The sequence below is a fragment of the Natrinema zhouii genome (assembly GCF_013456555.2).
GTDB classification, from domain to species: Archaea; Halobacteriota; Halobacteria; order Halobacteriales; family Natrialbaceae; genus Natrinema; species Natrinema zhouii.
Genome location: NZ_CP084882.1, coordinates 293958 through 308044, shown reverse-complemented (window position 1 = coordinate 308044; position 14087 = coordinate 293958). Strand labels below are relative to the sequence as shown.

The following is a 14087-nucleotide window of genomic DNA, read 5'->3' as shown; positions in this document are numbered from 1 at the left end:
GAAGCTGATTTAACACCATGCGATTCTTTCAGTCGGTTGGAACGTCATAATGATACCGGGGAGTACTCCGCTAAAACATTGAGACGCGGACCACTTGCCGATCGCCGCCGAACGCGAGTACGGATCGGACGCGGACATGCACGTATCGATGTGGAAGCCGATACACGGACCGCTATGAGCGACGCCGAGTTGACGAATTCGAGTAGCAGTCGGGACTCGGGGCGTTCGACGGTAGCGAGACGGCGTAGCTATTCGGGCAACGATTCTTCGACCCAATTAGCCATCTCACCGAATGCGTCTCCGATATACTTCTCTCGAGGACTTGCGTCGTCAGTTGTCAATCCCTGCTTCCAAGATCGGAGAACTGATGCTGTGGCCTCTATCTTCGCAAAATTCGAGTCACCCTCGGTAGTTTTCACTTCCTCGCGTGCGGGCTGTTCGATGTAGTAAAAAGCTTGAATAAACTCTTCGTAAATATCGTTCCATGAGTACCCTTCGTCCCGAAGGTCTTCGATCAACTCACTGAACGCATTTTCGTCGGAAATTTCCCCAAGCGGATCAATTGTACGGTCTTCCTCTGGCTCTTCGTCCATACAAGCCTACTCTCCCCGACAACAGTCATTCTTTCGCCGCCGACCTTTCCCAGCCGAAACAGATACTCCGGTGTAGGCGACAGAGTGTACATAGCACCGAATGCTCCACTGCGAACACCGAGATGACGACTGCCCCAAACTGGCTGCGAAACGGATGCTCGTGTACTTCCACGAGACTGGCTCGTCAAACGCGGAGTACTACTGCGAGGACCATGCCCTCGAGCGATTGTCGCGTCTCGAGTACAACGACTTGGTGGAGGCGCGGGTGCTCGACGACTACGATATGGCCGATTGACTGGTCCGATTTCGCCCCCTCTGTTTCGTGTACGGCATCTAGAGTATGCCTGACGTTGGTTTTCGGCCGATTCATATCTAGCGGCACAACTTCGGAGGATGGGAATGATGCGTGCCTCCTTTTTCGAACGATCGGAATTTCGTTATTCGTAGCCGTGCACGCGTACGTGCATCGAATTGTCAATCAACGAGGGCGTTTGGTGAGATCCAGACAGTCATGTCAGGACTAACCCCAACTACCCCACCATGTCGGATCGGAGTCCACATTGCAGGGTTGTGAGCAGGTTCGCTCGCTAGTAGAAAGTGATCAGTCGCTCCTTGCTCGACTGCCCACGACTTCTCTTGCTCCCCGTGACTGATAGCAGGTGCGTGGACAAAGAGTGACTTTCCGCCTTGGTGCCCTATGAGAGTGTAACCATCCGTGAGGATGAATGTCAAATACGTTTCATCAGATGGTCCGTTAGGGTCGTCGTGCATACCACCAGCCAGTTCAGCAACTCGCTCCACGACGGAACGGATACTTTCCCAGAGTGATTGTGGATCGACTTGATCCGGTTCCATGTCGAGGATACCTGCATCAGCCATTGCGGTCAGGAGTCGGAAAAATAGCACCTCGCTATCCGTGGTACCCACGATATGGGGACGCAGGAACGGTGCTATTTTGTCCAGCAATGTCGGTCGCAAGTCATCGAACTCGGCGATATTGCCGTTATGAGCGAACACCCACCGACCGTATTGGAACGGATGAGTATTTGCGACGGTATGGTCACCATGTGTCGCACGACGGACGTGGGCGACGACACAACTCGACTCGATCTGATTTGACAGAGCCGAATAGACAGGACTCTCAGCACCCATCTCTGGACTCTTGACGATCTGCGGAACGCCCTGAACGTAGTGTGCGACACCCCATCAATGGGGGTTAATCTCGCTCAGCCGTTGAAGCGACCGGTCGGCATCCGTCAACGATTCCTGTACCGGACAGCTAACGGTGCTCCGCAACGCGAACATTCGACACATTGAGATTATTGGTCCTCTTGAGGGTCGTAAGCCGGCACCTCATCACTTCGTTCGGCGACCAAGACGCCCACTTGGTCATGCACACGCTCGACGGCCGTGACCACGAATCCGACATCAGTGAGTATGTCCACGAGCATCCCGACGGTAGCCCCATCAACCCCGTGGTCGAATAGTGGTTCTTCAGGGTCGGGCGATCCGAAGAACATCGCATCACCGAGGACGAATCGACGTGCGCCGATATCGGCGATGGCCTCGATAGCCTCGTGTTTCTCCTCATCGGGGAGGTGGTGCAGAGCGAAATTCGAGACCACGATGTCTACTTCGCCGTCGTAGTGCGGGTCGCGGAACTCGCCGTATCCGAAATCCACGTTTTCAAAACCTCTATCGGCATCTTTCGACCGCGCCTGCTCTATCATCCCGTCACTGATGTCGCGACCGACGACGTGGCCGGCGTCTTCGGCCAACGCAAGCGCGATCAGGCCCGTCCCCGTTCCGAGGTCGAGGACGACGTCGTCGGGACCAGGGTTGGCGTGCTCGACGACGAGCGAGGCGCACGCATTGTAGATCGGCTTCTCGTCACTGTCGTGTATGTCGTCATACTGACCAGCGATCTCCGAGAAGCGATCGGCGAACTCCTCTAAGGACATTTCCATAGTTACCACCCCCCTTCGAAGTCTTCCATGGAGAGCTTCCCATTCACGGTTGTCCCGACTGCGTATCCATCCGCGACGGCGGACGCTATGGAGGGAGGGCCTCCGCTAGAGGCGTCGCCAGCAATGAACAGACCCTCGACCGATGTCAACCCGATTCCACGCTGGGAGCGCGTTGCATCGACGAGTCCAGCCTCATTCGCTTCGAGACCGAGTTGTTCTGGGATCTCGCTGTGTTGCTCCATCGGCGGAGAGTAGAACAGAGCGTGGCGAGTTACGTCGCGGCCATCCGCGAGGGAGAGGCTTTCGAGAGCACCATTCGAGCCGGTGAGCGCGGTAATCGGTTCGTCTTCGATTTCGATTCCTCGCTCGACGAACTCCGATCGTGATTCTTTATCGAAAACGTCCTGTCCATCGGTGAATACAACGAGATCATCGCTCAGGTTGTAGATGAGCTTCGCGTAGTGGACCATGTGCTCGTTCGTGACCATCACGCCGAGGGGTTCGCCACGAACTTCGTAGCCGTGGCAGTAGGGACAGTGATGCACGCCACTCCCCCAGAACTCCTCGAAGCCGTCGGTTTCAGGAAGGTCGTCCCTGACACCAGTTGCTAGTACGACCTTCCGACTCGTGACGGTCTCGCCGGAATCCAGGGTACTGGTGAAGCTGTTGTTGTCTCGACTAACATCCGTTACTTTCGTGTCCCGAAACTCGCCTCCGTATTTCAGAACTTCCTCGCGACCGAGCCGACGAAGCTCCTCCGGTGAGATACCGTCCCTCGTCAGGTATCCGTGGGCTTCAGTTGCTGGACCATTGCGCGGTTCGCCGTTATCACAGACTAAGACACTGCGAAGTGAGCGCCCTAACTGGAGGGCTGCACTCAAACCAGCAGGCCCGCCCCCGATGATGAGAACGTCGTATTCCAAATCACCGCCATCAGTTGTTTGCATATCACCTGCAATGAGGAAGGGGGAGTCATAAGTCCATCGCTGCCGATAGTGGAACCTATCAAGCCTAGTATATTGGAGAAATATGGTCTCAGTAGCTCGTACTCTTCATTATAACTGTTCTGCCTCTCCAATCAATTTTATCATGTCGATTCCGTACTCGCGTTTGATTGCATAAGAGTGCAAACATTATGTGGCGGCAGCACTAAGGGTTGATAACAATGCCAGACGCCGTACAAAAGCAACTCGGGGATGAACGGGAGTGTGAGGGCCTTCTCGACTGTATGTTCGGAATGAACGAGCTCGACAGGGCCGTATTTAGACTGTTAGCGGAATCTTCTGAGCCGCTTACTGTGGATCACGTTGCGAAGTTCATCGGTAAAGAGCGGACGACCGCGTACCGTTCGGTCAAACGACTCGAGGAAGCAGGAATCGCCGTGCAAGAACAAGAAAGCTGTCCAAAAGGAGGCTATCACCACGTGTATCGGGTCTCTGACCCGGACGAGATAGCGGACGAACTCCAACGAATGCTCAACCAGTGGTACGCTGAAACTGGACAACTTATTCAGGAATTCCGTGATACGTATGTCGAAGACCATTCTCCAGAATAGTCCAATTTGTCTTCATTTATGATATTTGTTAGCAGGATAAACTGATGGAAGAATGTGGCCGCCGATTAACCGACTCTTTCGTCGCTGCTCTTGATCTCCGCGAGCACTTGCGTGAAGGTACTGACTTCTGTGCTGCACTTACTGATCGTAAACTTCAAATTAAGACGCTTGAGGACGACTATCCAGAGTGGCATCCTGCACCGTACTCGTTTCACGGAATGCTCAAACTCTTCATTTATCTGGAAGTCACTGGAGACAGCTATCGGTCCCTCACACGCCATCCAGAACTCGCAAATGTATTTGATCTCAACCAAATTCCTAACGAGTCAGTCATCTCTCGAACGTGGCGCAATCGCTTCGACGATGATGTTCGCGGGTATGTCACTGCCAGTGCACACTGCTTAGTCAAGGAGATCTACAACGAGAACCTCTCGGTTCCCGAAGTCCGGCCACTAGAGGAAGTCAAGCAATCATTAGAGGAGACTACTGACTCGGCTGAGGATGCTACCAAGTTCTCTGACAAAGAAATTTATCGAACAACCCGTCTCGCTCGTGAGCATGGCTTCGGTTCATTCGACTCCGGGAGAGCCCAAAACGCGACGTATGAAGACACACGATTCTTTGAGCTTCAGACGTTCATCGGGATGGTCGGATGCGGTACACCGCAAGGCGCTGCACGGTCAAGTTCCGTCGAGGCAAAGAATACGGCCCTCACGGTGACACGCACCTTCGTGCAGTCAAGCAATTCAGTCCAGAAGATCTTATCGAGGGATTTCAGCAGGCGACGGAACAGCTCCTCTCAGTGATCCAATCCGAGCCTTCGTTTCGGCGTCCAGTCACCGTAGCGATCGACATCACGACCATTCGCTACTTTGGGAACGTAGAGGGAATGCCGATGGTCAGCGGAACGAAAGACAGCGACGGACGAGCCTTCAAATTCGCCACACTCTCGATTGTCGGGTGGAATATCCCGTTGATTCTCGCTGTCGAACCAGTATGAGAGAGTTCCTCCTGGGACCAGAACCCACCAAATCAGATTCATCACACTGTTCGTCGCCTGCTTCTTCGGGCCAAAGAGAATCTGCCGATTGAGATGGTGCTGTGCGACCGGGAGTTTGACTCGAAAGCGGTCTACCAGACGCTCTCGAACCTCGATGTGAACTATCTCATCCCGAAACGCATTCATGGTGACGAGCGAGAGGCTATTGAAACGATGGACGAAAGTGGGCAGGAGGTAGCCGTTGAATCAGCATCTGTCCACGTTGAGCAGGGTTCGCACGCGATGCAGTTTCTGTACGTCCCCTCGACGAAAGGAGAGGGTACGGCGGTATTTGCGACGAACCTCTCAGTCGGCCCCAAAGAGGCTGAGACGTTCTGCCGCCGCTACAGCCGTCGCTGGCAGGTCGAGAACGAGTACAAGAGTATCAAGAACGACTTCCTAGCGAAGACCTCATCCAAGGATTACCGCGTCCGGCTGTTCTACTTCGTGTTCGCGGTGTTGCTGCACAATATCTGGCGGCTCACCGATTTCCTGTTGAAGGCTGGTGTCGACGGTGAGATGGATTATGCACCGGCTCTGACGGCTGGTGAGTGTGTCGAGTTGGTTTGCTCAGCACTTATTCCGCCGGATTAACGCTCAACACCGACTCGGGCCGCCTATCGTGAGTGGCGACACTTTTTGAATGATCGAATTATAGGCTGATGTCACGCATTCGATGATACCTCACCGAGAGAGACAATTGATACAGTTCCATTATGGGCCGCCCAAACCACGATAAGCCCCGAAAACACGCGAAAATAGCCCATCCTCCGAAACTGTGGGAGCGGAAGTGGGCGACAGAAGTTGAGACCGGCGTTCTCAATGCATATGGAACTATCTTCCTTCGATGGCCCCAGCTGGAGTGTCTGCTAGACAAACTGGGACACAATGCGGTCCTCGGCGGTCCGAAGCCGATACGCTCTGTCGCCTTCCAGTTGCCGGCACTGGTGATATGTGACACCGAGAGTGGTACACTATCGCGAGGATGTGATTCCATCATATCGTACATATCCCCGATCGGAGAGTCACCAGTACTGAGCGGAGAATGGAACGACGAGAGGTTGGAGGGGTTACCCTTCGTAGCCTTCACCCTCGATTGGGCCGCTAAACACGCCGTAGAGGAACTTGAAGTACCACAGTACCAGCAGCAGGACTGGAAACCCGAGGACGGTCACGAGGTTCAGCGCTAGTGGCGACACGACCGCTTCTCTAACCAACAGCCCGGTCGGCGGATAAATCGTCGGGTACAGCAGAATTGCGACCAAGATCGTCAACAGCGTGGGCAGCGCCAGCGCGCTCGCGAGCCAGGCTCGGTACCGGCCGCGTCTGGCCAGTACGCTCCCGCTCAGCCCGACGGCGACCGAGAGAGCGACGACTGCAGCGACGGGCAGCGAGAGCACCGCGTCGGCAGCGCCGCCCGCATCGGTCAGGACGACGGTTCCCAGCAGCACGATCACACCGCCAAGGTACGCCAGTGTCGCACCGATACCGTACGCTCGCAGTTCCGATGCCAGACCGGGCTCGGTCTTGGCTGCGAGGAACGCCGCCCCCGTGACTATCGAGACGGCGACCAGGCCGACGCTAGTCAACGCCACTGGTAGCATCGCCCCGCCGAACACCCAGCGACCCGCGAGCATCCCCAACAGGAGCGGCGCGAACACGCTCCCGCCGATGAACGCGTAGTCGGTGTAGCGCTTCCAGCGCTCGTCGTCGCGCTGCTCGCGGAGTTCCGGACCGACGCCGCGGAACACCAACGCGAGAACGAACCCGAGCGCGAGCAGATAGTTGTCCGCCAGGAGGCGCGAGTACACGCGCGGGAACGCCGCTAGCAGCATCGTCCCGAAGGCGACGACCCACACCTCGTTCGCGTCCCAGACCGGTCCGAACGCCGCCAGGAACGTCTCCCGCTCACGTTCGTCCGTCCGGGTCGCGTAAAGCATCCCAATACCGAAGTCAAACCCGTCGAGGACGACGTACATCCCCAACGCGAACAGCACTGCGCCGAACCAGATCTCCGGCAGCGATTCGACGAGGTACGCGTCGACGGGCAACAGCGGGTCAGTCATCGCTGCTCACCCACGGAATCGGGCCGTGCCAGTGGCCGCCACTCGACTCTCGGACGCCGAGTGACCGGAGTTCCTCCCGGACCAGCCACTTCAGGATGTATAGCGCAGTCAGCATCAGCCCGACGTAGAGCACGACGAACCCGACCAGGGTCAGTGTCGCCTCTGCCCCGGTGAGCGTCGATGACACCGCCTCGCTCGTCTTGAGCTCGCCCTGGATGACCCACGGCTGCCGGCCGATCTCGGTGACGTACCAGCCGGTGAGCAACGCAGCGTAGCCGAACGGCGATGCAGCGATCATCGCCTTCAGATAGCGTGTGCTGTCGGACAGCCGCCCTCGGTACATGAGGTAACCGCCCCACAGTGCCAACCCGATGAATAGGAATCCGAGCCCGACCATGAAGCGGAACGACCAGAACACGAGTGCTACGGGGGGGTTCTCCTCGTACTCGTTCAGTCCGATGACCTCGGCGTCGAAGTCCCCGCCACTGGCGAGGAACGACCCGACTGCGGGAAGACTCACGGTGACGAGATTCTCGGCTCGCGGGTCGGTGAGTGCCTCAGGTGACTTCGGAAACGCGAGCAGGTGTAGGTCGGCCTGCCCCGTCTCGTAGTGAGCCTCCATCGCGGCAAACTTCTGTGGCTGGGTGCCCTCGACGTGGCGGCCATAGGCGTCGCCGTGGACCGCTTGGAACGGTGCGGAGATGATCAGGAGTACGACAGCCAGCTTGAGTGCGGTGTTCCAGGCTTCAGTGTCGGGCTTTTTCCAGACGATGTACGCCGAGACGCCCGCGACCAGCAGTGCGACCGAGATCACCGACGCGTTCATCATATGGACGTACATCCAGGGCATTCGCGGGGTGAGGAACGCGGCGAACGGATCGGTTAGTTTAGCGACTTCCATCCCGTTGCGGGTGACCATCTCGTAGCCCCGTGGGGTCTGCATCCAAGCGTTGACGATCAGGATCCAGAACCCCGACAGCCAGGCACCAAAGCCGACGAGCACCGACGAGATGACGTATGTTCGGTCCTCAACACGGTCGCGGCCGTATAGCAACACGCCGAGGAAGACGGCCTCTAAGAAGAACGCCATCTTCGCTTCGAAGGCCAGCGGGCCGCCGATCAGTTCACCGGCTACCTCGGCGAACTGTGGGAAGTTCGTGCCGAACTGGAAGCTCATCGGAATTCCGGTGACTGTACCCATCACGAAGCCGGCGGCGAAAACCTTCACCCAGAACGAGCGCAATCGCGCATACCGCTGCTCGTTCGTCCGCACGTCTTTCCAGGTGAAATAGATAATAAACGGTGCGAGCCCGATCGAAAGGGACGCGAAGATGATGTGAACGGAGATCGTCCATCCGAACTGCATGCGACTCGCGGCTTCTGGAGAGAGGAACGCCACCCATACTGGGTCGACGGCACCCAGTAGTGTGATTGGACCCATTCACCTTGCGCTACGGCACAATAGCTTTTGAGTAGCCACACGGTTCCCACTTTGGAGTATTCACCACAACAGTTTTGACTGAGCGTGTCATAAATTTATCTCATAGCGTGAGTTTCTCTCGACCGGGATCGTCTCCCCGCTCGTAGTTGGTGATTGCAACGACGAGTCGGAGACACAGCGCAAGGAACACTTCTGTTCGTGCGTGGACGCGGCCTCGGGCACGTCCGCGCCCGAGACCGCGGTTCTTGATTGCGTCGTTGGTTCGTTCCACCCCCGTTCGGTTGTTGTACGTCTCGTCCAAGATGGACTGCTTCAGCTGAACGTCCTCGCTGTGTTCTGTGATGCGGTCTTCGACTCTGTACTCGATGGCTTTCAGGTCGTCAGTGTTCCGAGGATTGTATGGAGCGATTGGCACACCCCTGCGGTCAGCAGGTGGCCTCAAGGAGGGAAAGGACCGGTACGAGACTGATCGAAAACTGCACTTGGGCGACAACGAGTGGCACTCAACGACGCTAATCTACCGACGGAAGGAGAACTCCGAGCACACCGACCATCGGCAGTACTCGGTGTTCATGACGAATACGGGAACCGGGCATCTCACTGAATATGGGTATCGGTGGGAAATCGAGAGCGGCTATAAGTCGATCAAGCGGTTCATGACCGCTACGACCTCGAAGAATTTTGGCCTGCGGTTCTTCTACTTCGCGTTCGCGTGTCTGCTGTATTCGATCTGGCGTGCAGTCGATCTGTTGGTACAGGTGCAGTTGACCGGTGAATACGAGCACTCGCCGATTGTGACAGCCGATAATACACTGACGCTGGTGAAGAAGGAGACTGGAATCGGATAGTAACGAGAGTTTTTCCGTGAGAGCGCGGCGTCTGAGTGGCGACACTATCTAGAGTCTCGGAAATCCGCTGGAATAGTTGCCTGCGGAACAAGAGCGGCCGTTCAGAAAGCGATCTGACGCGGATTCCGCCCTCCGATTCGGCCGAAACCACGCATCACAGGCCCGCTATACCCGCTGTAGTCTCCTTCCACAACCTCGGAGGATGATTTTGATGCGTGGCTTATTTACGACATAGCTAGGTATGAATCATCTGATCAGTAGAGGTCGTAGACTTATCGCCAGTAGCTCCAGTAGTAATGCCCGAAAAAGAGCGCACATATACCGGCGAATGCGACTACCGACGTGTTTCGAACGGGAGTTCTTCAAGCATAACACTAACCAGATGACTCCCTCACCTTCAGCCATGATTTAGCAGCGCCTATATTCCCAGAATGGTCGGAATGAGAACAGTCGCAGCTACCGCTAGCACGAGACCGTTAATGAGCGCTGGAATCACAAACTCCTCACCAGAAACACGCTGAATCAAAGGAAGCGTTACGTCCATTGTCGTTGCGCCACCCGGCGCGATACTTGTTACCCCACCGAAGTACTTGGCGACGACTGGCAGCACGAAGAAAGTAACAATCTCTCGAAAGAGGTTCGCAAGAAACGCAATCGTGCCCAGTCTCATCCCGCCGAGATCAAACACGACAACCCCCGCATAACTGTACCACCCAAACCCTGCTGCGACTGCTGCGGCGTGGGTGACTGGCATATCGATAACTACTCCAAACAGCACGCTACCAAGAATACTCCCGACAGCCACAGCCAATGGAATTAGGAGTACGCCCCATCCGAAATGTGCGATATGGCTCAAAGCCTCAGTATCGCCTCCGACTGTAACGCCAACGCCGAATAGCAGCGCCAAGAGAGCATAATCAGAGAGGGATACAACACCCATGACGAAGTGCTCTGGAAGCCCGATGGTTGAGAGTCCAAGACCAACCACGAGCGAGATGAAAATGAGAAGAATGATCTGCCAATCAAAGCCATCAGCTCCTAGTTCCGACGGTGAGCCTTGACGAGCGATTGTACTCTCATCGGGCGAGGCGAATAGCGGATCGACAATCGACGTGATCGCGGTGAGCAGGTAAACGCACATGATACTTCCGATGACACTTCCGACACACAGCACAAGTGCAGATCCACCAATCGTGTTCAAATTTTGAAGGATTTGGTCATCACTACCGAGTTGTGCACCGATCGAAATGAGGAGGATAGCGAGGCCGGTAAAGATGATGCCGTCACCGATCTTCTGAGTTCGATAAAACGGTGAGTAATATCCAATTAGACCACCGATTACCAAAGAGACAAGCAGCATCCCGATACTCATATTCTACCATTGGAAGACACGGTATAAAACAATTCCATCTATAGCTTACAATATAATTATTATTATTATTGCTCGCTACTGGTCCGTTGTTCAACATATTCGCGTGTTTCTCCATGTAATACGTATTCTGCCTGTTGAAGGTCTTCAACCGAATTCGAACCAGTGACGAACATTGCTGTCTGTAGTTCGGCGATTAGATCCTCGACTCGTTCGATAACGACATCTGGTCCGTTTATGGCCGGTTTCAGGAACGGTTTCGCCAGCCCGCCGGCACAGGCACCCAACGCGATCGTCTTTGCCACGTCTAATCCCGTCCGCACACCGCCACTCGCAATCACGCAGTCGTGTTCGGCTACACACTCGATCGTGCTTGCAGCGGTTGGTATTCCCCAGTCTCGGAACAGGGTGCCAATTCGTTGCTGGCGCGGTGCGTTCGCGGTAGCGGCACGGTAGGCTTCAATCCCGGACCACGTCGTGCCGCCTTTTCCAGCGACATCGATCGCGCTAACCCCTGCCGCGGACAGCTTTCTGGCAGTTTCCCCAGAAATCCCGTTGCCCGTTTCTTTGACAATGATCGGAACCGAGAGATCCGCAGCTACGCGTTCGATCGCAGTTAGACAGTCACGGCCATCAACATCGCCTTCAGGTTGAACGGCTTCTTGGAGGAAGTTTAAGTGGACTGCGAGTGCGTCTGCATCGATCATCTCAACTGCGCGCTCGACCATTCCAATGTCGTACTTCCGAAGCTGTGCAGCGCCGAGATTTCCGTAGATGAATGCGTCAGGCGCGGCATCACGGACAACAGTATATGATCTGAGGACGCCGTCATCGTCGAGTTCGAGGCCGGCCCGCTGACTTCCAATTCCCATAGCGATGCCCGTTTCGCTGGCAGCGTGGGCCAGTGCTCGATTGATTTCTGTGGTGTTATGATGCCCACCAGTCATGCTCTCAATGAAGATTGGAGCAGATAACTCCTGTCCCAGAAATTCGATGGACGGATCAATAGCGTCGTAATTGAGTTCCGGAAGTGTTTCGTGGACGAGTTGTACGTCTTCGAAGCCCGTTCCTGTGGTTTCAACGTCTCGCTCCTGAACGATCTGGATATGATCATCTTTTCAGTCTTCAGTCTCCGACGAGTCCTGCTCCGTCATTAATCGAACTTACAAAAGGAACGGCAAAAGGGTACTGTTATTCTGCTTCACCCTGTCTCGGGTATCCCCGCAATGGAGTGACTGTCCCCGCTCTGTACTCTGTATGCGGAGGCGGCCGAGCAGCGTGTAGTCGTGGTCGGGAGTGTACCAGTGGAACAGCAGGCTGTTCGACAGCACCGACACGCTCGAGAACGCCATCGCGACGTCGGCGAACACGGACTGGAGTAGGCCGACGAGGCCAGCGGGGTCATCGCCGTGTTGTACCCCAGCGCTCACACGGAATTCTGCTTGACCTTCATGAGCGTCGCGGCCGAGATGCGAACCGCCTTCACGACGTCAACCAGATCGTCGCACATCAGGATGATGTCGGCGGCCTCAATGGCGACGTCCGTGTCCGAGCCGATAGCCGTGGCGACGTATACGACCGCGAGAGCGTCCTCTCTTCGCGTTCAGTCGGTTGCGCTTGGAGAGAGATTAGTGCTGCGAGGGTGGCGTCTTGTCCTCGATAAGCGTCTGTTCGGCGGGTAGCTGTTCTCGATCTGAAGATCGTTCAGGATCGAAACATCAAAAAGAGACGACTCTCCGTCGTCACTCATCGCTGTTTTTCTCCGTCTCGTTGAACGGCGTCCCTGTACTTCCGAGCAATCCGATCGGCCCTGCCCTCGATCGACGTCGTCTCTCCTCGCTTCGAGGACGTTTCCTCGACTCCATTCGTTTGAGAATCTTGGGGCTTGCGTCACTCCTAAACGAACCGACGTCGTCTAGGAAGCGGTTAATCATTTGGCAGCTGGTAGTCCTGTGACTCAGTCTTTTTCTTGTACACACTACCTCGGACGGAAACTTCACCGCGTTCAAGCGACCGATTGCGGGCGTCTGCGTTCCAGATGGACCGGAAAAGCTGCCAGAGCGGTCGGATATTGCAAAGCGCGAATCCGACAATGATGAGCGCGAATCCGATGACAGTCGTCGCGGTGATTTGCTCGCCGAGGAGGGTCGCACCGAATATCGTCGCCACAACGGGCGATGCGTAGTTGATGAGGGTAACACTCGTTGCACCGATTCGACTCAGCAAGGTAAAGTAGAGCAGGTATCCTCCGGCTGTAGCGAAGATACCGAGATATACGACTGCGACGGCTGCCGACGGCGTCCACGTCACATCTCGGAATGATACCCCTGAATAGGCGTAGATCGTGGCGTGAAGCAATACCGCGCCGGTGCCCATTGACCACGCGTAGAGAGACATTGGTGGGAGAACCGCTGTCCAGCGTTCCGTTAGTACAGACCCGAGCGCGAAGACGACTGCGGCCGCCAACAGCAGTCCAACACCGAGGAGTTGTCCGTCGAAGGACCCGCCACAATTGCGATAGCGATTACGCCCGCGAGCCCCGTACAGAGGCCGATAACGTCCGTGATGTAGATGCGTTCCGTTGGGAGGATACGGATCGCGATAATGGGGGTAATGATCGGTGTGAAACTGATGACGATCGCGGTGACACCGCTGGTAACGTAGCTCTGGCCGATAAAGGCGAACGCGAACTGAGCACCAATGACGAGGATTCCGTTCGAGAGGATGAGAGCGACGTCCGCTTTCGTCTGGGGGATCCACTGGAGCCGCCTGAGCAGCACGATTCCGGCGAAGATGAACGCAGCGACGTCTAATCGGCCCGCTGCGAAGAGGAGCGGCGGCAGGGTTTCTAGCCCGACCTCGATCGCCGTAAAAGCGGTTCCCCAGACGAGTGCGAGCGCGCCGAACAGCAACGCGTCTTCTAGATCTGTCATCGTATCAGTGCGCAGTGTGTAGCTGGTTTCACAGTCGACGCCGTTCCTATCAGTGGCTCGAATAAACAGTTTGCGGAGCCTGTGATATCATAGCTCAATGGTGACACGGACTGTCCACTCCGTTACTTTCCGTCTGAGGTCATTTTAAACGAGAGCCGTCACGAAACTGCGTCTAGCGGATACTCGCGGCTCTGCTCAGAAAACGCTATGGGATTCTCAGAGCGCGAGCAGACAGCGACGCGCGTCAGGCCGTTCTCCGTCTAACTATCTTCTGAA

At 55.9% G+C, this 14087-nt stretch carries 12 protein-coding genes and 4 pseudogenes; 4 read left to right on the top strand and 12 right to left on the bottom strand.

From position 1 onward, the window contains the following. Window positions 1-248 precede the first annotated feature (248 nt). The gene (locus tag HYG81_RS39140; protein WP_226777574.1) at window positions 249-593 is read right to left on the bottom strand and encodes a hypothetical protein; all 345 of its coding nucleotides are present in this window, start codon (window positions 591-593) and stop codon (window positions 249-251) included. Window positions 594-693: 100 nt separating this feature from the next. Here HYG81_RS39140 and HYG81_RS39135 point away from each other — a divergent pair, with 100 nt between their 5' ends. After that, window positions 694-888 (top strand): hypothetical protein, encoded by a 195-nt coding sequence (locus HYG81_RS39135; protein ID WP_226777573.1) that lies wholly within the window; start codon window positions 694-696, stop codon window positions 886-888. A gap of 179 nt (window positions 889-1067) precedes the next feature. On the opposite strand, the gene HYG81_RS39130 is transcribed toward HYG81_RS39135, so the two are convergent. The 3 genes from HYG81_RS39130 to HYG81_RS39120 form a co-directional block, all read right to left on the bottom strand. Continuing rightward, window positions 1068-1745, bottom strand: coding sequence for a class II glutamine amidotransferase (locus tag HYG81_RS39130; RefSeq protein WP_233289922.1), 678 nt, complete (start codon window positions 1743-1745; stop codon window positions 1068-1070). Window positions 1746-1912: 167 nt separating this feature from the next. Next, complete coding sequence (locus HYG81_RS39125; protein WP_226777572.1) at window positions 1913-2560, bottom strand: class I SAM-dependent methyltransferase; 648 nt, start codon at window positions 2558-2560, stop codon at window positions 1913-1915. A gap of 2 nt (window positions 2561-2562) precedes the next feature. Then, the gene (locus HYG81_RS39120; protein WP_226777571.1) at window positions 2563-3483 is read right to left on the bottom strand and encodes an NAD(P)/FAD-dependent oxidoreductase; all 921 of its coding nucleotides are present in this window, start codon (window positions 3481-3483) and stop codon (window positions 2563-2565) included. Between the two features lie 242 nt (window positions 3484-3725). On the opposite strand from HYG81_RS39120, the gene HYG81_RS39115 reads away from it, so the two are divergent. Together HYG81_RS39115 and HYG81_RS39110 are read left to right on the top strand one after the other, a co-directional pair. Beyond that, complete coding sequence (locus tag HYG81_RS39115) at window positions 3726-4115, top strand: helix-turn-helix domain-containing protein (protein WP_226777570.1); 390 nt, start codon at window positions 3726-3728, stop codon at window positions 4113-4115. A 44-nt stretch (window positions 4116-4159) separates the two neighbouring features. After that, window positions 4160-5748, top strand: a pseudogene (locus tag HYG81_RS39110) (transposase). Window positions 5749-6224: 476 nt separating this feature from the next. Here the strand turns inward: HYG81_RS39110 and HYG81_RS39105 are convergent. The 3 genes and pseudogenes from HYG81_RS39105 to HYG81_RS39095 form a co-directional block, all read right to left on the bottom strand. Beyond that, the gene (locus HYG81_RS39105; RefSeq protein WP_226777569.1) at window positions 6225-7220 is read right to left on the bottom strand and encodes a cytochrome d ubiquinol oxidase subunit II; all 996 of its coding nucleotides are present in this window, start codon (window positions 7218-7220) and stop codon (window positions 6225-6227) included. After that, the gene (locus HYG81_RS39100; RefSeq protein ID WP_226777568.1) at window positions 7213-8661 is read right to left on the bottom strand and encodes a cytochrome ubiquinol oxidase subunit I; all 1449 of its coding nucleotides are present in this window, start codon (window positions 8659-8661) and stop codon (window positions 7213-7215) included. The genes HYG81_RS39105 and HYG81_RS39100 overlap by 8 nt, the downstream gene beginning before the upstream one ends. A gap of 100 nt (window positions 8662-8761) precedes the next feature. After that, a pseudogene (locus HYG81_RS39095) lies at window positions 8762-9096 on the bottom strand (transposase); the annotation flags it as partial. A gap of 2 nt (window positions 9097-9098) precedes the next feature. Here HYG81_RS39095 and HYG81_RS39090 point away from each other — a divergent pair. Beyond that, a pseudogene (locus tag HYG81_RS39090) lies at window positions 9099-9509 on the top strand (transposase); the annotation flags it as partial. Between the two features lie 418 nt (window positions 9510-9927). On the opposite strand, the gene HYG81_RS39085 reads toward HYG81_RS39090, so the two are convergent. From HYG81_RS39085 to HYG81_RS39065, 5 genes and pseudogenes are all read right to left on the bottom strand, one after another. Continuing rightward, window positions 9928-10881: a LysO family transporter gene (locus HYG81_RS39085; RefSeq protein ID WP_226777567.1), complete on the bottom strand. Its 954-nt coding sequence runs from the start codon at window positions 10879-10881 to the stop codon at window positions 9928-9930. Window positions 10882-10946: 65 nt separating this feature from the next. Beyond that, the gene (gene fni, locus HYG81_RS39080) at window positions 10947-11984 is read right to left on the bottom strand and encodes a type 2 isopentenyl-diphosphate Delta-isomerase (protein WP_233289930.1); all 1038 of its coding nucleotides are present in this window, start codon (window positions 11982-11984) and stop codon (window positions 10947-10949) included. A gap of 153 nt (window positions 11985-12137) precedes the next feature. Next, window positions 12138-12466: pseudogene (locus tag HYG81_RS39075) on the bottom strand (heavy metal translocating P-type ATPase); the annotation flags it as partial. A gap of 338 nt (window positions 12467-12804) precedes the next feature. Next, window positions 12805-13344 (bottom strand): DMT family transporter, encoded by a 540-nt coding sequence (locus HYG81_RS39070; RefSeq protein WP_233289921.1) that lies wholly within the window; start codon window positions 13342-13344, stop codon window positions 12805-12807. After that, on the bottom strand, window positions 13305-13811 hold the full coding sequence (locus HYG81_RS39065) for a DMT family transporter (protein ID WP_226777566.1): 507 nt from the start codon (window positions 13809-13811) through the stop codon (window positions 13305-13307). The genes HYG81_RS39070 and HYG81_RS39065 overlap by 40 nt, the downstream gene beginning before the upstream one ends. Between the last annotated feature and the right edge of the window lie 276 nt (window positions 13812-14087).

Bases quoted from the DNA above. Each gene is read 5' to 3' on its own strand.
- HYG81_RS39105 (WP_226777569.1), bottom strand. From the start codon at position 7,220: ATGACTGACCCGCTGTTGCCCGTCGACGCGTACCTCGTCGAATCGCTG.
- HYG81_RS39140 (WP_226777574.1), bottom strand. From the start codon at position 593: ATGGACGAAGAGCCAGAGGAAGACCGTACAATTGATCCGCTTGGGGAA.
- HYG81_RS39100 (WP_226777568.1), bottom strand. From the start codon at position 8,661: ATGGGTCCAATCACACTACTGGGTGCCGTCGACCCAGTATGGGTGGCG.
- HYG81_RS39115 (WP_226777570.1), top strand. From the start codon at position 3,726: ATGCCAGACGCCGTACAAAAGCAACTCGGGGATGAACGGGAGTGTGAG.
- HYG81_RS39130 (WP_233289922.1), bottom strand. From the start codon at position 1,745: ATGGGTGCTGAGAGTCCTGTCTATTCGGCTCTGTCAAATCAGATCGAG.
- HYG81_RS39135 (WP_226777573.1), top strand. From the start codon at position 694: ATGCTCCACTGCGAACACCGAGATGACGACTGCCCCAAACTGGCTGCG.
- HYG81_RS39085 (WP_226777567.1), bottom strand. From the start codon at position 10,881: ATGAGTATCGGGATGCTGCTTGTCTCTTTGGTAATCGGTGGTCTAATT.
- HYG81_RS39065 (WP_226777566.1), bottom strand. From the start codon at position 13,811: ATGACAGATCTAGAAGACGCGTTGCTGTTCGGCGCGCTCGCACTCGTC.
- HYG81_RS39125 (WP_226777572.1), bottom strand. From the start codon at position 2,560: ATGGAAATGTCCTTAGAGGAGTTCGCCGATCGCTTCTCGGAGATCGCT.